Raw genomic sequence first — 17,906 nt, 5'->3', positions numbered from 1 at the left:
AGTAGTTTGTGGCCCTGTAAGTCGGGAAACTGGGCGCTCAGTTTCAGGCTTGCCGCTAAGAGCCGAGCCAATCGCAGCCAGGCTGTAGCGCCGTCTGTTTTTTCGATTGCCGGGTTCCGGTGCAGCCATGACTGTGCCGGTATCCGGAAAGGACGGGACATGGTCGTGCTACTCTTCCTCGGTTGCCTGGTGATGGCCGCCGTCTGCCTGGTGCTGGCTACGCACCACGACGCAGGCCACCTATTGGGCGATCTGTCCGCAAAGACGTGGCAGCCTCACGCGATCGAAGTGGTGCAAATCGACCTGCCGAGGGCTATCGGTGAGCAAGCATCGCATGCGGCAATGCCGCAGCATAGCCCGATGATTGGCCGCATATATGCTGTGCGAAGGGACGCCGTGGAGCAACCCTTGCCGGAAACCCCGGCACGCGCCTTCGATACCCGCAGATGGGATCGCGATGCGCCGATTTCTGACACTGTGCTGGAGCGTTATCACCAGTTCGCGACGGAATTGCCGACATTGCGTTGAGCCGTTGGCCGGCGCGAGAAACGCGAGCTTTCGTTTCGTCGATCAAGAGTCTCGGTCCGTCGATTCGCTTACGTCTACAACCGTAGTCACGCTTAAGCGCCGGAAATGACTTGTCTTACACCCGCTGTCCGGAAGCCCTTTGATCTCCGCCACATTGCCGCGCTGATCGCGTTCGGTTTGGCGGTACCTACCCAGGCGTCAAACGAGCCGCCTGCCGACCCAATGCAGCAAGGCGACATGGCACTCCCGGGCGAGCAGGTCGCGATCGAGACCCGCCTGCTTCGGGCAGCCGAGTTTGCGGGCGAGGATGATCCGGCTTTCACAATCGCACAGCGCATGGCGAGCCAGGGCGTCTCTGCCGTTGCCGTGGCGGTGATGCGCGGCGGGGAAACGCATTGGCAGGGCTTCTATGGCGCCGATAGCGGCGGCCCGGATACGCTGTTCCAGGCCGCATCGATGTCAAAGGCCGTCGCATCGGTCGGGATCGCGGCGCTGGCGCGCGAGCGCGGCTTCAGCCTTGATGCTGATATCATGCCTGCGCTTGCCGGATTGCTCGATCCGCGCGCCGTAAATCCTGGCGGTGTGAAGGTGACATTGCGCGGCTTGCTGTCACACACCAATGGCGCCAGTGTTTCCGGTTTTCCCGGCTATGCCGAAGGCGAGACAGTGCCGACAACGCTGGGCGTGGTGCTGGGCGCGGGCGGGTCCAACACTGGCCCGGTGATCATCGATCCGGCGCAAATCGGCACGTTCAACTATTCAGGCGGCGGCTATACGCTGGCGCAATTGTGGGCGGAAACGGTGAGCGGCGAAAGCTTCGCTGCGCTGATGGATCGCTTGGTGCTTCGCCCGATCGGCATGGCGCACAGCAGCTTTGCGCTGCAGCCGCCCGCTGCCGATGTCGCGCGCGCGCAGGACGGCTTTGACGGGCCGGTGCCTGGCGGGTGGAACAGCTATCCCGAATCCGCGGCGGCTGGCCTGTGGACCACGCCCGCCGACTATGGCCGCTTTGCTCATGCCCTGATGCGGGCCGCGAAGGGCGATGGCTCCGCCGGGATCGATCCGGCGGTTGCGGCGGAAGTCCTGCGCGTGGTTGAGGACGACTATGGCCTGGGCGTGTCGGTGGTCGACGTTGGCGGCAAGGGCGAACTGCGCTTCTCCCACAGCGGCGGCAACCGCGGCTATCGCACGCAGTTCAACGCCTATCCGGCGCGCGACGAAGCGATCGTGGTGCTGACCAATGCGCCGGGCGGCTGGACTGTGCTGGGCGACATCATGCGCACGGCGATGCGCGCCTATGGCTGGCCGCATGAGCCACGCGAGGTCAAGACCCGCTTCGCGCTTTCAGGCGATGCATTGGCCCGGCTCGCCGGCGATTACGTCGAGCAAGGCAAGGCCGAGGTTGCGGTGAGCTTCAGCGTTGACGGGGCTGACCTGATCGGTCGCACGCCCAATGGCTATACTTTTCGCATGGTCCCGGTCGGGCCGGAACGCTTCGTCGATCCCGATGAGGGCGGGGAAATCACGATCCGCCGCGAAGAAGGCCGGACCGTGATGGATTCCTATGGCTCGATCTTCGTGAAGAGCGACGAGTAATCGGTCAGCCGTCGCCGTCCTTCGGTTCTTTGACCTTGGTATAGGGCACGAAGTCGTCAAGGAAGATCACGCCTGAGAACATGTGGCTGAACCGGTCGACCGTGGTGACATTGTCGAGCCGGCACAATTGCGAGCCTCCGAACCGCTTGATCACCAGGATCTCGTCATCGTCGATGTCTTCGGGATGCTTGGTGCGATTGACGTAGATCGTGTCGCCGCGGCCATAGACCAGCGCGGTTTCGTCAATGATGCGCAGGTTCTGGTTGCCGAAGGTATTGATGCAGCGGACCGGCTCACCGGCCACGCGGCCTTCAAGCAGCTTGGCCAGTTCCTGCTCGCCTTCGGTTTGTTCCTGTTGCGGCTCATCCGCCGCAGCCAGCGGCGGGGCAATCAAGCCCAGTCCGGCGGTGGCGATCAGGGCGGGGCGCAAAATACGGATCATGGCACGACTCCTTGCAAAGCGGGTTTCGTGCTTGGACTATATCACAAATTGCTGAACCGGCGATGAGCCGCGACAGCACGCGCGCCGATTATTGCGGGCTGGCGCCTTCGGAAATGTCGGGCAGGCTGGCGTGGTCGGCCCCGTCGGCCGGGCCGCCCTTGAGCACGAAGCGCCGGTCGCAATAGCCGCAATCGACATAGCCATGTTCGTCGATCTGCAGCCACACGCGCGGATGGCCCAGCGCGGCCGGGCGATAATTCGCACCGCCACGGATGCCGCTGGCACCGTCGCAGCTGACACGGGCGGTTTCGACAGTGATCACTTCGGGTGGGGCTATGCTCATGGCACCTGCCGATAATCGGAACGCGCCGGATTCGCAACGGGTCAGCACCCCTTTGCAGACAGCGCAGAAAGGCTTAGTGCGCTGGGCCATGACCACACCGCCCGCCATTTCGATCCACGATCTTCGCAAGACCTATGCCGGGATCAAGGGCGCGCCGGGCAAGGAGGCGCTCAAAGGCGTCAGTTTCGATGTGCCCGAAGGCGAGATCTTCGGCCTTCTGGGCCCCAATGGCGCGGGCAAGTCCACCCTGATCAATATCCTTGCCGGGATGGTCACAAAGACCGGCGGCAGCGCGGAGATCTGGGGGTTCGACATCGACCAGGACCGGCGCAACGCCAGCGCATCGATCGGGATCGTGCCGCAGGAAATCGTGTTTGATCCGTTCTTCACCCCGTTCGAAGTGCTGGAAAACCAGGGCGGGTTCTATGGCATCGCCAAGCATTTGCGCCGCAGCGAGGCACTGCTCGAAGCGGTGCGGCTGTCTGACAAGCGCAATGCCTATGCCCGCACGCTGTCGGGCGGGATGAAGCGGCGGCTGATGGTGGCCAAGGCGATGGTCCATGCGCCGCCGATCCTGGTGCTGGATGAGCCGACCGCCGGCGTCGACGTGGAACTGCGCAAGCAGCTGTGGGAACTTGTCACGCGGCTCAATGACGATGGCGTCACCATCGTGCTGACCACCCATTACCTCGAGGAAGCCGAGCAATTGTGTGACCAGATCGCGATCATCAACCACGGCGAGCTGATCGCGAAAAAGCCGACCCGCGAACTGATCGAGATGGCGCGCGAGAAGATCGTGCGCGTCACGGTCGACAAGGAGCTAGCCGGGCCGATCGTCGAGCCCGGCTTCCACAAGGCCGAGCTGGTCGAGCCGCGCGTGCTGGAGATCACCTATAACCGCGACCAGGCGAGCGCGGGGCAGGTGCTGGCCAAGGTGCAGGAGCATGGTTACATCATCGAAGACGTGACCACACGCGAGCCCGACCTGGAGGATGTGTTCGTACAGCTGACGAGCGCGGGGTGAGTGCGCTCTACGATACGATCGGGGTCGATTATGCCAATCTGCGCCGCCCCGATCTGCGCATCGCTGCGCAGCTTCACGCCGCGCTGGGCGATGCGCAGAGCGTGCTCAATGTCGGTGCGGGCGCGGGCTCTTATGAGCCGATCGATCGCGACGTAACCGCGCTTGAACCCTCGGCGGAAATGATCGCGCAGCGCCCGTCCGGCAGCGCACCGGCGGTGCAGGGCAGCGCTGAAGACCTGCCTTTTGCTGACAAATCGTTCGATGCGGCCATGGCGGTCCTTACAATCCATCACTGGTCCGACCAGGCAAAGGGATTGGCCGAGATGCGCCGGGTCGCGCGCGGTCCGGTCGTGTTGCTGACCTTCGATCCGGCATTCCGGGGCGCATGGCAGATGGAATACTGGCCGCAGCTTGTCACGCTTGACGAGGACCAGATGCCCCCGCTGGATTTCTATGAACGCCATCTAGGCCCGGTCGATATCGAAACCGTGCCGGTCCCGCACGATTGCAGCGACGGGTTTCTCTATGCCTATTGGCGCCGGCCCGAAGCCTATCTCGATCCGCGTATCCGCAAGGGCAGCTCGTCGTTCTGGAAGCTGGTCGGCGTTGAGGCCGGGCTTGAACAGCTCGCAGCCGATTTACGTAGCGGGGATTGGGCGCGCGAGAACGCCGCACTGCTGGATGCCGAAGTGCGTGACATGGGCTATCGGCTGGTGATAGCGCGCTAGCCATGACGCAAGCGACCCACGACGTCCTTATCATCGGTTCGGGTGCAGCCGGGCTCACCGCCGCGCTGGCGCTGGCGGAAACGAAACGCGTGCTGGTGCTGGCCAAGGGCGACCTGCGTTCGGGCAGTACCGCCTGGGCGCAGGGCGGGATCGCCGCAGTGCTCGATGCCGGCGACACGTTCGAGAACCATATCCGTGACACCATGGTGGCGGGCGCCGGGCTCAACCGGCGCGAGACGGTGGAATTCGTGATCGAGAACGCGCCGCAATCGATCGAGCGGCTGATCGAACTGGGCGTGCCGTTCAATCGCGATGGCCCCGATCTCCACCTCACCCGCGAGGGCGGGCATTCGCACCGCCGCATTGTCCACGTCGCCGATGCGACCGGCTGGGCGGTGCAGGCCGCGCTACTCAAGGCGGCCGAGGAAAATCCCAACATCACGCTGCTGCCCGGCCGTGCCTGCATCGACCTCATCACCGGGCGGCACGGCGAACGGTTCTCCGGCAACGGGCATGTGTGGGGCGCCTATGCGCTCAACGAGGCGACCGGGCAGGTCGAAAAGCATGTGGCGCGCGCCACGATCCTCGCCAGCGGCGGGGCCGGGCGCGTCTACCAGTTCTCCACCGCGCCGCGCGGCGCCACGGGCGACGGGATCGCCATGGCTTGGCGCGCCGGGTGCCGCGTCTCCAACATGGAGATGATGCAGTTCCACCCGACCTGCCTCTACAACCTTGACGTCAAGAACTTCCTGATCACCGAGGCGGTGCGGGGCGAAGGCGGGCGGCTTTTCAACCCGGTCACCGGCGAGCGCTATATGGAGCGGTATGACCCGGAGCGGATGGAGCTGGCTCCGCGCGATATCGTGGCCCGCGCCAATGACGACCAGATCAAGCGCTATGGCCTCGATTACGTCCATCTCGACATCAGCCACCAGCCGCCCGAATTCGTGCGCGAACATTTTCCGACGATCCATGAGAAGCTGCTGGGACTGGGGATCGACATGACCAAGGGGCCGATCCCGGTCGTTCCGGCGCAGCATTATACCTGCGGCGGGGTGCTGATCGGGCTCGACGCGCGGACCGACCTGCCCGGGCTGTGGGCCGCGGGCGAATGCACCGAAAGCGGGCTGCATGGTGCCAACCGCCTGGCTTCCAACAGCCTGCTCGAATGTTTCGTGTTCGGCGAAGCGGCGGCGAAGGACATCCTCGACTGCTGGGACGATCTGGCTTCGCCCCCGGCAATCAAGGACTGGGACGAAAGCCGCGTCACCGATCCCGACGAGGAAGTGGTGATCAAGCAGAACTGGACCGAGATCCGCCGCTTCATGTGGAACTATGTCGGGATCGTGCGCACCACCAAACGGCTCGAGCGCGCGGCGCACCGGATCAAGCTGCTGACCGAGGAAGTGGACGACTATTACGGGCACTTCCGAGTCACCACTGACCTGATCGAACTGCGGAACCTGCTGCAATCGGCCGAGCTGATCGTGAAGAGCGCGCTCGCACGCAAGGAAAGCCGCGGACTGCATTATACGCTCGATTACCCCGAGACATTGCCGGTGGCGCGCGATACGGTGCTGGTGCCATGAGCCGCCTGCATTCCGAACAGCACAATATCACCCGCATCGGCTGGCTGCGGGCGGCAGTGCTGGGCGCGAATGATGGCATCGTCTCGACCGCCAGCCTGGTAGTGGGCGTGGCCGCAGCGGCGGCGGACAAGCCGGTAATCCTGCTCGCCGGATCGGCCGGGCTAGCGGCGGGCGCGCTGTCGATGGCGGCGGGCGAATATGTCTCGGTCAGCTCGCAATCGGACACGGAAAAAGCTGACCTCGCCCGCGAACGCAAGGAGCTGGCTGACCAGCCCGAGTTCGAACATGAAGAGCTCGCCGCGATCTATCGCGAGCGCGGGCTCGATGGCGAGCTGGCCGATGAAGTGGCGCGCCAGTTGATGGCGCATGACGCGCTGGGTGCGCATGCGCGCGACGAGCTGGCGATTTCCGAACTGACCACGGCCCGCCCGCTGGTGGCGGCGCTGGCTTCCGCTGCGACCTTTGCCGTGGGCGCCGCGCTGCCGCTGGTCACGGTCATCCTCGTACCGCGCGAAACGCTGGTTATAGCGGTGGTTGCTGCCTCGCTGGTGTTCCTCGCCCTGCTCGGCGGGCTGGGCGCGCGCGCCGGCGGGGCACCGATGCTCAGGCCCGTGTTGCGGGTGGTGTTCTGGGGCGCGGCGGCCATGGCGGTTACCGCGGGGGTGGGCGCGTTATTCGGAACCGCGGTGGCCTAACGAACCGTCCTGCACAGGCTTCGCCGCTCGTCGGACAAGATTGCCCGCTCGTGGGAAGTGACACGTGATCGGCAGAATGGAAACGCCGCCTGCCGATCCGTGATTGCCGCGAAGGTGCACAAGGGCAAGATATGGGTCAGGAAGCGCGGGCACGACCCCCCGATTACCCCCATATCCCGCGCTTCCGGATCGGCCGTTGATACTGCGGTTAGGCGTTGGGACTGGGCTCGCCCCCCATGGTTAAACCGGTCGGTCATCCCCCAAATGGAAAGGATGATCCGATGCAAACTCTCTTCAAAATCTCGCTTCCGGCGGCGCTGGCTTTTGCCGCCGTTTCCCCTGCTCTCGCCGATGATGCGCCGATCTACGTCGTCTCGCAATCGGCGTTCGAACAGTGGCAGGACGACGTATCGTCGGACCTTGACCGAAACCTTCGGAATGCCTCGTACAGGCAAGACGGACGGATCGAATCCGGCATCGTCCAGATTCGTTTCCGCCTGGACGAGAACGGCAGGCCGACCGACCTTTCGACCTACAGCAATTCGACCGGCACAGCCGCAAGATCGATCGCATACCGCGCCGTGCGCATGCTGCGCGATCTCAACCAGGCACCCGTGAGCGGCGTTCGCGACGCCGAGTTCCTGGCCAATGTCATCTTTGCCCGCGACGAGCTTGACCATGCCCGGCTGGCGGCCAAGCTCGAACAGTCGGAGCAAGCCCGGCTCGCTTCGAACGGGGCGGAGCAGAGGCTGGTAGTGCTGGGCGGCTGATCGCGTTGCAGGCCTTGCCCACCCGGCTTGCAGAGGTGGTGCAACTTCGCCAAGGATGCAGGCATCCGCGCCGCAGCAAATCGCGGCGCGGAACTGCATTGCACGGGTTGCGAGAAGTATGGCCGAAGCCGAAGCGAATGGAATAACTCTTCATTACGACACACATGGCGATCCGTCCGATCCACCGATGCTGCTGGTGATGGGCCTGGGCGCGCAGATGACGCTTTGGCCGATCGATCTGGTCAAGGCGCTGGCGGGCCATGGCTTCCATGTGATCCGCTATGACAATCGCGACATCGGCCTGAGCCAGAAGATGGAAGGGGCGAAGGCCCCCGGCATCCTCAGGATGGTCATTTTCGACCGGCTTGGGCTGCCCCTGCGTTCGCCCTATTCGCTGGCGGACATGGCGCGCGACGGGATCGGTTTGCTCGATGCGCTGAGGATCGAGCGCGCGCATGTGGTCGGCGCGTCGATGGGCGGCATGATTGCGCAGCACATGGCGATGTCGCATCCCGCAAAGGTGGCGTCGCTGACCTCGATCTTCTCGAGCACCGGGCATCGCTCGCTGGCGCGGTCGCGCGCGCACGCGGTCAGGGCGCTCACCCGGCGGCCCAGGTCGATGGAGGAAGATGCGCTTGTTGCGCACGGCATGAATATCGCGCGTGCGATCGGCAGCCCGGCATACCGTGCTGACGAGGAGGAGTTGCGCCGGCGCGTGACTGAAAACGTGCGGCGCAGTGTCTATCCGGCAGGCTTCGTGCGCCAGCTTGCGGCGATCCTTGCCGATGGTTCGCGCCGCGAGCGGCTCGCATCGGTAACTGCGCCCACTCTGGTGCTGCATGGCGAGGATGACCCGCTGGTGCCGGTCGATCACGGTCACGACACCGCGCGGCATGTGTCCGGGGCGAAACTCAAGACCTATCCCGGCTGGGGCCATGATTTGCCGGTCGAAATGGTCGAGACCTTGGCGCGTGACATTGCGGAGCATGCCAGGGCCGCGGCCTGACAGGCGCCCGTCAGCGCGCTCAGGCAGCGAAAATTCCGTTAGGATTTGATTAGGTTATACTCCCGATATGCATAAATCGCATGATTATCGTGCTTTTTATGCATATTTTGGATAAATAGCCGCCGTAATGGACTTTCTTGCCGCCTGCCGGGTTTTCGTCCGTCTTGCCGAACGCGGCAGCTTCAGCGCGGTCGCGCGCGAAGAAAAGCAAAGCCAGCCGACCATCAGCCGCCGTCTATCGGAGCTGGAAGAGCACCTTGGTGCACGGTTGATCGCGCGGACAACGCGCTCGTTCTCGCTGACCGACGAAGGCCGCGCTTTCCTCGCCAAGGCCCGCGAAGTGCTGCGCTCGCTGGAAGAGGCCGAGCAATCGGTCGGCGCCCGCGCCGAGGCGCTGAGCGGGCGGCTGCGACTGTTTGCCCCGGTTTCGCTAGGCCGCTTCGTGCTGGTGCCGCGCGTCAGTCGCTTCATGGAAAAGCATGACGAGATCGATGTCGACCTCGTACTGTCGGACGATCCGCGCGGACTGGGCGAAGCCGGAGCTGATCTGGCACTGGCAATCGGCATGCCGCGCCGCCGGACGGATCAGGCGCACAAGCTGGGCGATGTGCCGATGGTGGTGTGCGGCGCGCCGGACCTGATCAGCCGGGCAGGCACGCCACGAACGGTCGACGGCCTGGCAGACTTGCCGGCAATTGCCTTTATCGGGCCGGACATGACTCACGAGAGCTGGCGGCTGGAGCGCGGCGCGGAAATCCGCGAGGTCATGCCCAATGCCCGGCTCCGCACCGACAGTTCCGAAGCGGCGCTTGCCGCGCTGATCGAGGGGGTCGGGATCGGGCTGGTGCCGCTATGGCTGGTGCGGGACGCGATCGAACGCAGCCAGCTGTGGCGGCTGCTGCCACAGTGGACGGGAGGCGTGCTGCCGATCCACGCGGTCTATCCCGATGGCCGGCCACCCAATGCCCGCACCCGCGCCTTCATCGAACACTTCACCAGATCGCTGAAAGGCGACAGACTGTTCGTTTAGCAATGCTTTGGGAACTAGTGCAAAATTGGCCTTGCGTAACGGGCGGGGCACCCTCTAGTAGTGGCATATTGTAGTAATACACTAAGCCGGAGAATTGCCTTGTTAAAACGGATTCGCGTGGCCGCGCTGCTGGCATCAATCGCACTGCTGCCCAGCCAGGCCCTGGCTGTTCCCGACGGCTTTGCCGAACAGGTCGAAGCCCTGCTGGAAGAAAGCGTTCCCGCCGATGGACCAGGCGTATCGGTGATCGTCACGGAACATGCGCAGAATGTTTTCGTCGGCGCACGGGGCATGGCGAATATCGAGCAGGGCGCGCCCATCACGCCTGAAACACAGTTCCGGCTCGGATCGATTACCAAGCAGTTTGCCGCTGCGGTGATCTTGCAGCTGGCGCAGGAGGGGTCGCTCTCGCTCGATGACCCGTTGTCGAAGTTCCTGCCGGAATATCCCGAGCCGGGGGCCAACGTGACCATCCGGCAACTGCTCAATCACACCTCGGGCATCGCCTCCTATACCTCGATCCCCGGTTTCATGAATGAAGCCAACATGAGCCGCCACTGGACCACTGCGGAACTGACCGCGGTGTTTAAGGATCGGCCATTGGATTTCACCCCCGGCGAGCAATATCTCTACAACAACAGCGGTTACATACTGGTAGGTGCGGTGATCGAAGCGGTTACCGGGAAGCCTTGGTATGAAGCAGTGGAAGCGCGGATTTCGAAGCCGCTCGGCCTGGCGACTTTGCGCAGCTTTGCCGACGAAGCGGCTGTGCGCGAGATGGCAACCGGCTATACCACCGGCGATGATGGTGTGGCAGAGCTTGCGGTCCCGATCGATGCCAGCGTGCCAGGCGCTGCCGGCGCTTTGCGCGGCAATGTGATCGATCTGGCTGCCTGGGCCAATGCCCTGCATGGCGGCAAGGTATTGGGTGCTGACATGTACGGCGAGATGACTCGCCGTGGCACGCTCGCCAATGGCGAGACGATCAATTACGCACTGGGGCTTGATAACAGCGAATTTCGCGGTCGGCCCAGTATCGGCCATGGCGGCGGGATCAATGGATTCAACACCGCCAGCGTTTACCTGCCGGATCACGATGTCTTTGTTGCGGTCTTCAACAACACGGATTCACCCGAAGTGTCAGCCAATACGCTGATGGCAAAGGTTGCGGCCTTAGCCATCGGTGAGCCGTTCGAAGCCCTTGCCAAGGTCCCGCTCGATATGGATGCGGTTGCGCCTCTGCTTGGGGAATATCGCATCAGTGATAACGAAGGACGCAAGTTCTATGAGCGCGATGGCAAGCTTTATACTATGCGCACTGGCGGAGGCGAGCGGGAAGTCTTTCCGGCTGGTGGGGACAGGTTCTTTTATGGCCCGTCCAGCCTGACCTGGTTTGCCATCAGCCGCGGGGCTGACGACGTGCTCCAGATGGCGATGTACCAGGACGGCGCGAGCGAGGCGGAAATTTCGCACTGGGCCGGGCCGGTCTCAACCGCACCGGCCGTGGTGATCGAGCCGGAACTGCTGGCCAGCTATGTCGGCACATACACCAGCGAAATCGGCACACTGCTGCTTGCGGTAAGCGCCAGCGGCGAATTGACCGCCAAACTCAATTCGCAGCCCTCGCTGACGCTGGTTCCGCAAAGCGAGACCTTGTTTGCCGTGCAAGGCGTCGATGCCACCGTTTCGCTGACCGTGGTGGATGGCAAGGTGACCGGCGCAGTGATCGGCCAGGGCGGACAGGAAATGGCTCTGGAGCGATCCGATACAGGCGACTGATCGGGCCGGACGTCCTTCCCGCACAGGCCATGGCGCAATCGGCGATGTGCGCCTTTTGCGAGTCGCGATGGATTCTTGCCCGGACAGGCAATCCGGACCGCTTGCATTGTTAGTTAATGAGGCTGTGCGGTCGCGGCAGTCAGCCGAGTTGTACGGAGGCGACAAGAATTTGACGACCATTTGACAGTCCATCTGATCGGCGTATCTTCCCCCTCAGGACGACGCGTGTGCCCGCAGGCATTCGGCGCTCCGATCGACCAATGACCGTAATCGCGGAACCTAGGTGGTCGCACTATGTGCGGTACTCTCTGCGGCCGATCATCTTTTTCGAACGAAAGGATGATCCCATGAACAGAACATTCGTTAGTGGCGTTGCCCTGGCCCTTGCCGGAGCACTCTTTCCCGCCCCGCTTGTCTCGCAAGACATCACTGTGAAGCCGGGTGCCAGCAGCACCGAAAGCTTCGTGGCTGAAGTATCCCAAGAACTTGATCAGGAACTTGGACGGATCGCACTGCCCGCCCACTATTTCCGTGGCGGGCTTGCCCAGGTCCGTTTCCAGGTCGACGAACAGGGCCAGGCCGAAAATGTCACTCTTTATCACAGGTCGGGTGACCGCATTGTCGACCGGGCCGCGCTAACCGCAGTGGCCCGGCTCGACTCGATCGGTGCACTGCCAGCGGGATACCCGGACGATCAGGTGATCCAGGCGAACATCATCGTGGCCCAAAGCGAAGGTCAGTTGGGCAAGTTGAAGCGCCAGCTGGCGCAACGCGAAGCAGCGCGCATTGCAGAAGCGGCCCATTCGCAGAGCGCGCCGGTGCTGGCTTTGACCATCGCCGCGAATTCCCCTTCCTGAACCCCCGGAAGGCGGAATGCTTTGGCGTTGATGCGGCCCAATCTGCGGGTGGGTGCGCGTCAGCGCCAAAGTGCGTTCCCGGCAAGGGTGGCCGAAACGGATCTCGAAAATTGCGCGGCTCGATTCGATTGATTCACAAGCCGCATCCCGCCTTTTTGCCCGCAAAAATTTTTTCGCAGATTCATTTTTGGGCTTGCGCATGCCGCGACCCAAGGATTTCCCGCGCGTCGCTGCGTTGCAGTAACCTAATACACCCTGCCGCCAGCCCCGTCCGTTACGGTAAATCGACATTTACCCTCTTGCGCGCGAGTCCGCTGTGATTCAGTATCTAGTGGTTCCAGGCGCGGGGGCACCTACTAGACCTAGTCATTCCCGTCGCAGATCCCATATCTGCGAATGAGGTAATGAGTCGGTTTTTTCCCGGGAAATCCGCGCCTGACTGTGGGCAAACAGGGGAAAAGTAATTCCCCGCTGGGCCTGCGAAATTGCTAGGTGGGAGTGATCCCGCCGATTCGAACACAAGCGGAACATCGCCCATCAGGGGCGTGCGCCGCGATGAGGGTAAAACGGGCGAACCAAAGCGGGGCAAATGATGGATTTCAGGACTGGCGACGAGGCGGCAATGGGTTTGGATCAAGGCGTGGACGCAAGCGTCGAAACGGAAACCAGGCCGACAGCGGCGAAGGAAACGCCAACCGGCAACAAGGGCGGCAACAAAGGCAAGGCCAAGGCAATGGCAATGGAAGCAGAAGACAAGGGTTCGGATGCACTGGTCGCGGCAAAGGCTGGCGAAGCCATGGCCGAAGCCCTGAGTCAGGCGGCGCAGGCTGCCGCCGCTCCCAAGGATGACAGCAAGAAGGTCAATGACCGCCGCTTCACGATCGTCACTGACGAGGCGCGCGACGCGAACCTGACCGAATTCGGCAAGGAAACGCTGACCGACCGCTATCTGCTGCCGGGTGAAAACTACCAGGACCTGTTCGCGCGCGTGGCCGATGCCTATGCCGACGATCAGGAGCATGCCCAGCGCCTCTATGATTATATCTCGAACCTTTGGTTCATGCCGGCAACGCCGGTGCTGTCGAACGGCGGCACCAATCGCGGCCTGCCGATCAGCTGCTATCTGAACTCGGTTTCGGACAGCCTGGACGGGATCGTCGGCACCTGGAACGAGAACGTCTGGCTCGCATCGAAGGGCGGCGGGATCGGCACCTATTGGGGCAATGTCCGCGGGATCGGCGAGCCGGTTGGCCTCAACGGCAAGACCAGCGGCATCATCCCCTTCGTGCGCGTGATGGATTCGCTCACGCTGGCGATCAGCCAAGGCTCGCTGCGGCGCGGCTCGGCCGCCTGCTACATCGACATTTCGCACCCTGAGATCGAGGAGTTCCTCGAGATCCGCAAGCCGTCGGGGGATTTCAACCGCAAGGCGCTGAACCTGCATCACGGCGTGCTGGTGACCGATGCATTCATGGAAGCGGTGCGCAATGGCAGCGAGTTCGAGCTCACGAGCCCGCGCGACGGCAGCGTGCGCGGCAAGGTCGATGCGCGCAGCCTGTTCCAGAAGCTGGTCGAAACCCGGCTGGCCACGGGCGAGCCCTATATCGTCTTCTCCGACACGGTGAACCGGATGATGCCCAAGCATCACCGCGACCTGGGGCTCAAGGTTTCGACTTCGAACCTGTGCTCGGAAATCACCCTGCCGACCGGCGTTGACCATCTCGGCAATGATCGCACCGCAGTGTGCTGCCTCTCCTCGCTCAACCTTGAGAAGTGGGAAGAGTGGGCAGGTGACAAGCGCTTCATCGAGGATGTGATGCGCTTCCTCGACAATGTGCTGCAGGATTATATCGACCGCGCGCCTGACGAAATGGCCCGCGCGAAATATTCCGCCAGCCGCGAGCGTTCGGTCGGCCTTGGCGTCATGGGTTTCCACTCCTTCCTGCAGATGAAGCAGATCGGCTTTGAAAGCCCGATGGCCAAGGTGTGGAACCTGAAGATGTTCAAGCACATCCAGGCCAAGGCCTCGGAAGCCTCGATGCTGCTGGCGCAGGAACGCGGCGCCTGCCCCGATGCGGAAGAGATGGGCGTGATGGAACGCTTCAGCTGCAAGATGGCGATCGCGCCGACCGCGTCGATCAGCATCATCTGCGGCGGCACCAGCGCCTGCATCGAGCCGATCCCGGCCAATATCTACACCCACAAGACGCTGTCGGGCAGCTTCATCGTCAAGAACCCGTATCTGGAAAAACTCCTGCGCGAAAAGAGCAAGGATTCAACCCAGGTGTGGAACTCGATCCTGGAGAAGGGCGGCTCGGTCCAGCACCTGGATTTCCTGAGCGCGGAGGAAAAGGCCGTGTTCAAGACCAGCTTCGAGATCGACCAGCGCTGGCTGCTCGAATTTGCCGCCGACCGTGCGCCCTATATCGACCAGGCGCAGAGCCTGAACCTGTTCATCCCGGCCGATGTCGACAAGTGGGACCTGATGATGCTGCACTTCCAGGCGTGGGAGAAGGGCATCAAGTCGCTCTATTACCTGCGCTCGAAGTCGGTGCAGCGCGCCGGTTTCGCTGGCGGGGTGGAAGCGGACAACACCGCCGATGCGCCCAAGATTGAGCTGAGCGCGGGCGACCAGACCGATTACGAGGAATGCCTCGCCTGCCAGTGAGAAAGGGAAGTTAATCGAGTTTCCGGAAGACATAGCCGGAAAAAGCTGAGGCCCGGACCAGTTGGAGCTGGACCGGGCCTCTGACCTACCAACCCGAGGGATGGCTGTCGTTGCAAAGCCACAATGTGTGAACAGTGTGGTTCAGTCAATCCCTCACGTTAGATGAGAGATTGCACAATGAATTTGACGTGGATGAAATGCGTGGGCGGCAGTTGGTGCTCACTAAATAGGGTCAACCTCAGCCAAATCGCCACTGCTGGTGTCTATGTAATCTGGCATGGAGGAAATCCGAGCGAAGTCGTACGTGTCGGGCAAGGACTGGTTGCCGATCGGTTGCAAGCTCATAGATCTGATGCAGCGATCCAAGCTTATGCTTCGAAATCACTATACGTGACTTGGGCTTCGGTGGACCAAGTATATCGAGATGGCGTCGAAAGATATCTGGCGGATACTTGGCGGCCTTTGGTCGGAGAGGCGTTTCCAAACGTCCCACCGATTGCAGTAAATTCTCCTTGGTAAAATTTGCCAAATAAGTTCCATTATCTAACCAAAACCCCGGTTTCGCTTTATCCCATGGGAACTGGCGAAAGCCGGGGTTTCTGCGTCAGGCCGTCAGTGGCGGCCCGCTATACGTCGGACGTCGGTCAGATCGCGAGCGACGCCTTGTTGCCCAGACCGATCGGGATCTTTGCGTCTTCCTTCAGATAGACGCGGTTGTCATCGATCCGGTCGACATCATTGAGCGACAGCACGTGATGCTTGCCGTCCATACTGTCCGATTTGGTCAGCTTGATGGTTTCATCCTTCACGCCGTCAACGGTGCCAACATGGCGACCTTCGGCGTCGGCAACTTCCATATGTTCCTTGATGCGTAGCTTCTCAAACATAAAATATCCTTTCTTTGTAATTGCTTACACTAGACTAACGGGTGGGTGGCGCGTTCGATCCTCGCTTCGTCCCGTCTCGGCAACGCCTCGTGGGGTCTGGCTGCGACGCGGCACGGATCGGGCGAAGAGTCGTGGCTCTCTTGTGTCCGCGACGGCCGATGAATAGGATCGGCGGTGATGGATGCACTCAACCCCACTCTGATCGGCATAATCGGCACACTGCTGGCGCTGGCGGTATCGGCCAATGGCTGGCGGCTGGCGCGCGGCGCGGGCGGAAATCGCGGGGCAGTGCTGGGGCGGCTCCACATCTGGCTGGGCGTATTGTTCATCCCGCTCGTGTGGTTCATCATCCTGGTGCTGATCCCCGGCAATCTGGGAGTGGCGGCATGACCCGGCCCCTGCGCATCGCCACTGCTGCGGCGCTGGTTGTCCTGCTGTCAGCCTGTGCGTCGCAGATCGATGCCGGGGTCGCCAAAGAGGCGGGCTCGCCCGGCTTCTGGTGGGGTCTGTGGCACGGCTTCATCTTTCCGTGGTCATTCATCGGATCGCTGTTCGATCCCGATATCGCGGTCTATGCCGTGCCCAACACCGGCGGCTGGTATGATTTCGGCTTCTTCCTGGGGATCACCGTGCTGGGCGGGGGCAGTTGGTTCAGCTCGAAGAAGCGCTCCGGCTGACGGGTAGCGATCACGCCCGGCGGCGTTCGCCCGTTCTTGCCCTGCCTTGTTCTGACGCGCCGTCAGCGATCACGATTTCGAGCCGGTTGCGGCCCGCGCGCTTCGCGCTGTAAAGCGCGACATCGGCCATTTCGATCAGGTCTTCGAGGTCGAGATTGGAATCTGCCGGGGCGAGTGCCAGCCCGATGCTGGTCGTGATCAGCGGTTGCGCCTCGTCGCGTACCGGCACCAGCATTTCGGCGATCGCCTTGCGCATTTCCTCTGCCAGCGCGGCAGCCTGGCCCGGGCGCCGTTCGCGCATGGCGGCAATGAATTCCTCGCCGCCATAGCGCGCCAGCACGCCGTAGTCGTGAGGGAAGACGGCCTGCAATTGCGCGGCTGCCAGCATCAGGCAGCGATCGCCAGCCTGGTGGCCGTGCCGGTCGTTGAAGGCCTTGAAGTGATCCAGATCGATCATCATCACGGCAATATTGTGCGATGCGGCCCGCTTGGCCGGCAAGGCCTCCATCCGCTCGGTCACGACCCGTTCGAACTGGCGACGATTGGGCATGCCGGTGAGCGGATCCTGTTCGGACAATTGCCGCAGCAGCTCGTTGTTCTTTTCCAGCTCTTCACGGTTGAAGTCATCGCGCAGGTCCAGCAGGAAGGCGCGGGCGCGCAGGTTCCAGTGGCGCCGCGCGATTGCCCAGGCGGGAACGCCCAGAAGCGCCGTGAATACGACATAGAGCGACAACTCGCTGGCCGGCATGGCATGCGGCCAGAGTGCCGCGAATACGGTCGCAAGCCCGTACCACAAGGCGAACCGCGCCAGTTCCTGCGGCGTGAACGGCAAGGCCAGGCAGGCCAGGGCGAGGATGAAACTGGTCGCCATGGAATAGCGCGCCATGATCTCTGTCGAGCCGAAGCTGGCCAGGTGCATCGCCAGCATCCCCATGGAAATGAGGGACAGCGAAATGACAAGCTTGATCTTGGCTGCGTCTTGCGCCCGCAGGACGAACAGCCCGATCAGTGTCAGCGGCACAATCGTGAGCAATCGCCAGCCGACCGCGAGATCCACTTTTTGCGGCACTGCCACAATATCCCAGAACAGCGACATGGCGCTGATGCCCAGCCCGATCAGCAGCTGGAACCGCAGCAGCACGGCTTCATCGCGGCGCTGGTGATGGGCGAGCGCCTGCTTCAGATCGGCCGACCACGCATGATAGCCGATGCGGCGCGCAAGGGCGGCGTCGAGCTCTTCGCGCAAGGCGAAACTGTGCGAGGCGGGTTCGCGTGACATAGCCTGCA

At 62.6% G+C, this 17,906-nt stretch carries 18 protein-coding genes; 14 read left to right on the top strand and 4 right to left on the bottom strand.

Features of this window, described 5'->3' with window-relative positions; genetic code table 11:
• The first annotated feature begins 159 nt into the window (after positions 1-159).
• Both G6N82_RS07580 and G6N82_RS07575 read left to right on the top strand, forming a co-directional pair.
• Positions 160-528, top strand: a complete 369-nt coding sequence (locus G6N82_RS07580) for a hypothetical protein (protein ID WP_165195262.1) — start codon at positions 160-162, stop codon at positions 526-528.
• A gap of 237 nt (positions 529-765) precedes the next feature.
• Positions 766-2,124 carry a serine hydrolase domain-containing protein gene (locus G6N82_RS07575; RefSeq protein WP_165195260.1) on the top strand — a complete coding sequence of 453 codons (1,359 nt, stop codon included), beginning with the start codon at positions 766-768 and terminating at the stop codon, positions 2,122-2,124.
• Positions 2,125-2,128: 4 nt separating this feature from the next.
• Here G6N82_RS07575 and G6N82_RS07570 read toward each other — a convergent pair whose 3' ends face one another.
• Both G6N82_RS07570 and G6N82_RS07565 read right to left on the bottom strand, forming a co-directional pair.
• Positions 2,129-2,566 (bottom strand): hypothetical protein, encoded by a 438-nt coding sequence (locus G6N82_RS07570; RefSeq protein WP_165195258.1) that lies wholly within the window; start codon positions 2,564-2,566, stop codon positions 2,129-2,131.
• An 88-nt stretch (positions 2,567-2,654) separates the two neighbouring features.
• On the bottom strand, positions 2,655-2,909 hold the full coding sequence (locus G6N82_RS07565) for a zinc-finger domain-containing protein (RefSeq protein ID WP_165195256.1): 255 nt from the start codon (positions 2,907-2,909) through the stop codon (positions 2,655-2,657).
• A gap of 88 nt (positions 2,910-2,997) precedes the next feature.
• Between G6N82_RS07565 and G6N82_RS07560 the strand changes: the two genes are divergently transcribed.
• The 10 genes from G6N82_RS07560 (at position 2,998) to G6N82_RS07515 (ending at position 15,055) form a co-directional block, all read left to right on the top strand.
• Entirely contained in the window at positions 2,998-3,933 is a 936-nt protein-coding gene (locus G6N82_RS07560; RefSeq protein ID WP_165195254.1) for an ABC transporter ATP-binding protein, read from the top strand.
• Positions 3,930-4,661: a class I SAM-dependent methyltransferase gene (locus G6N82_RS07555; RefSeq protein WP_165195252.1), complete on the top strand. Its 732-nt coding sequence runs from the start codon at positions 3,930-3,932 to the stop codon at positions 4,659-4,661. Before G6N82_RS07560 ends, G6N82_RS07555 begins: the two co-directional genes overlap by 4 nt.
• 2 nt (positions 4,662-4,663) lie before the next feature.
• Entirely contained in the window at positions 4,664-6,250 is a 1,587-nt protein-coding gene (gene nadB / locus G6N82_RS07550; protein WP_165195250.1) for an L-aspartate oxidase, read from the top strand.
• Positions 6,247-6,945 carry a VIT family protein gene (locus G6N82_RS07545; RefSeq protein WP_165195248.1) on the top strand — a complete coding sequence of 233 codons (699 nt, stop codon included), beginning with the start codon at positions 6,247-6,249 and terminating at the stop codon, positions 6,943-6,945. The genes nadB and G6N82_RS07545 overlap by 4 nt, the downstream gene beginning before the upstream one ends.
• 281 nt (positions 6,946-7,226) lie before the next feature.
• Positions 7,227-7,715 carry a hypothetical protein gene (locus G6N82_RS07540; RefSeq protein ID WP_165195246.1) on the top strand — a complete coding sequence of 163 codons (489 nt, stop codon included), beginning with the start codon at positions 7,227-7,229 and terminating at the stop codon, positions 7,713-7,715.
• 118 nt (positions 7,716-7,833) lie between these two features.
• On the top strand, positions 7,834-8,721 hold the full coding sequence (locus tag G6N82_RS07535; RefSeq protein WP_165195244.1) for an alpha/beta hydrolase: 888 nt from the start codon (positions 7,834-7,836) through the stop codon (positions 8,719-8,721).
• A 127-nt stretch (positions 8,722-8,848) separates the two neighbouring features.
• Entirely contained in the window at positions 8,849-9,751 is a 903-nt protein-coding gene (locus tag G6N82_RS07530; protein WP_165195242.1) for a LysR family transcriptional regulator, read from the top strand.
• A gap of 117 nt (positions 9,752-9,868) precedes the next feature.
• Positions 9,869-11,530: a serine hydrolase domain-containing protein gene (locus tag G6N82_RS07525; protein ID WP_165195240.1), complete on the top strand. Its 1,662-nt coding sequence runs from the start codon at positions 9,869-9,871 to the stop codon at positions 11,528-11,530.
• 347 nt (positions 11,531-11,877) lie between these two features.
• A complete protein-coding gene (locus tag G6N82_RS07520; protein ID WP_165195238.1) occupies positions 11,878-12,387 on the top strand; it encodes an energy transducer TonB in 510 nt (169 codons plus the stop codon).
• 592 nt (positions 12,388-12,979) lie between these two features.
• Positions 12,980-15,055 carry a ribonucleoside-diphosphate reductase subunit alpha gene (locus G6N82_RS07515; RefSeq protein ID WP_165198049.1) on the top strand — a complete coding sequence of 692 codons (2,076 nt, stop codon included), beginning with the start codon at positions 12,980-12,982 and terminating at the stop codon, positions 15,053-15,055.
• 644 nt (positions 15,056-15,699) lie between these two features.
• On the opposite strand, the gene G6N82_RS07510 is transcribed toward G6N82_RS07515, so the two are convergent.
• Entirely contained in the window at positions 15,700-15,942 is a 243-nt protein-coding gene (locus tag G6N82_RS07510; RefSeq protein ID WP_165195236.1) for a DUF2171 domain-containing protein, read from the bottom strand.
• Between the two features lie 177 nt (positions 15,943-16,119).
• Between G6N82_RS07510 and G6N82_RS07505 the strand changes: the two genes are divergently transcribed.
• Together G6N82_RS07505 and G6N82_RS07500 are read left to right on the top strand one after the other, a co-directional pair.
• Positions 16,120-16,332, top strand: a complete 213-nt coding sequence (locus tag G6N82_RS07505) for a hypothetical protein (protein WP_165195234.1) — start codon at positions 16,120-16,122, stop codon at positions 16,330-16,332.
• Positions 16,329-16,619: a hypothetical protein gene (locus tag G6N82_RS07500; protein ID WP_165195232.1), complete on the top strand. Its 291-nt coding sequence runs from the start codon at positions 16,329-16,331 to the stop codon at positions 16,617-16,619. The genes G6N82_RS07505 and G6N82_RS07500 overlap by 4 nt, the downstream gene beginning before the upstream one ends.
• 10 nt (positions 16,620-16,629) lie before the next feature.
• On the opposite strand, the gene G6N82_RS07495 is transcribed toward G6N82_RS07500, so the two are convergent.
• Positions 16,630-17,898: a GGDEF domain-containing protein gene (locus G6N82_RS07495; RefSeq protein WP_165195230.1), complete on the bottom strand. Its 1,269-nt coding sequence runs from the start codon at positions 17,896-17,898 to the stop codon at positions 16,630-16,632.
• Positions 17,899-17,906 lie beyond the last annotated feature (8 nt).

This window comes from Altererythrobacter sp. BO-6 (assembly GCF_011047315.1).
Lineage (GTDB): Bacteria > Pseudomonadota > Alphaproteobacteria > Sphingomonadales > Sphingomonadaceae > Erythrobacter.
The sequence above is the reverse complement of the archived record's forward strand: the minus strand, read 5'-3'. Positions and strand labels throughout refer to the sequence as shown.

What these genes read in the sequence shown, in the direction of transcription:
- G6N82_RS07570 (WP_165195258.1), bottom strand. Translation starts at nt 2,566, where the DNA reads ATGATCCGTATTTTGCGCCCCGCCCTGATCGCCACCGCCGGACTGGGC.
- G6N82_RS07575 (WP_165195260.1), top strand. Translation starts at nt 766, where the DNA reads ATGGCACTCCCGGGCGAGCAGGTCGCGATCGAGACCCGCCTGCTTCGG.
- G6N82_RS07500 (WP_165195232.1), top strand. Translation starts at nt 16,329, where the DNA reads ATGACCCGGCCCCTGCGCATCGCCACTGCTGCGGCGCTGGTTGTCCTG.
- G6N82_RS07510 (WP_165195236.1), bottom strand. Translation starts at nt 15,942, where the DNA reads ATGTTTGAGAAGCTACGCATCAAGGAACATATGGAAGTTGCCGACGCC.
- G6N82_RS07540 (WP_165195246.1), top strand. Translation starts at nt 7,227, where the DNA reads ATGCAAACTCTCTTCAAAATCTCGCTTCCGGCGGCGCTGGCTTTTGCC.
- G6N82_RS07545 (WP_165195248.1), top strand. Translation starts at nt 6,247, where the DNA reads ATGAGCCGCCTGCATTCCGAACAGCACAATATCACCCGCATCGGCTGG.
- G6N82_RS07580 (WP_165195262.1), top strand. Translation starts at nt 160, where the DNA reads ATGGTCGTGCTACTCTTCCTCGGTTGCCTGGTGATGGCCGCCGTCTGC.
- nadB (WP_165195250.1), top strand. Translation starts at nt 4,664, where the DNA reads ATGACGCAAGCGACCCACGACGTCCTTATCATCGGTTCGGGTGCAGCC.
- G6N82_RS07530 (WP_165195242.1), top strand. Translation starts at nt 8,849, where the DNA reads ATGGACTTTCTTGCCGCCTGCCGGGTTTTCGTCCGTCTTGCCGAACGC.
- G6N82_RS07515 (WP_165198049.1), top strand. Translation starts at nt 12,980, where the DNA reads ATGGATTTCAGGACTGGCGACGAGGCGGCAATGGGTTTGGATCAAGGC.
- G6N82_RS07505 (WP_165195234.1), top strand. Translation starts at nt 16,120, where the DNA reads ATGGATGCACTCAACCCCACTCTGATCGGCATAATCGGCACACTGCTG.
- G6N82_RS07565 (WP_165195256.1), bottom strand. Translation starts at nt 2,909, where the DNA reads ATGAGCATAGCCCCACCCGAAGTGATCACTGTCGAAACCGCCCGTGTC.
- G6N82_RS07535 (WP_165195244.1), top strand. Translation starts at nt 7,834, where the DNA reads ATGGCCGAAGCCGAAGCGAATGGAATAACTCTTCATTACGACACACAT.
- G6N82_RS07520 (WP_165195238.1), top strand. Translation starts at nt 11,878, where the DNA reads ATGAACAGAACATTCGTTAGTGGCGTTGCCCTGGCCCTTGCCGGAGCA.
- G6N82_RS07560 (WP_165195254.1), top strand. Translation starts at nt 2,998, where the DNA reads ATGACCACACCGCCCGCCATTTCGATCCACGATCTTCGCAAGACCTAT.
- G6N82_RS07495 (WP_165195230.1), bottom strand. Translation starts at nt 17,898, where the DNA reads ATGTCACGCGAACCCGCCTCGCACAGTTTCGCCTTGCGCGAAGAGCTC.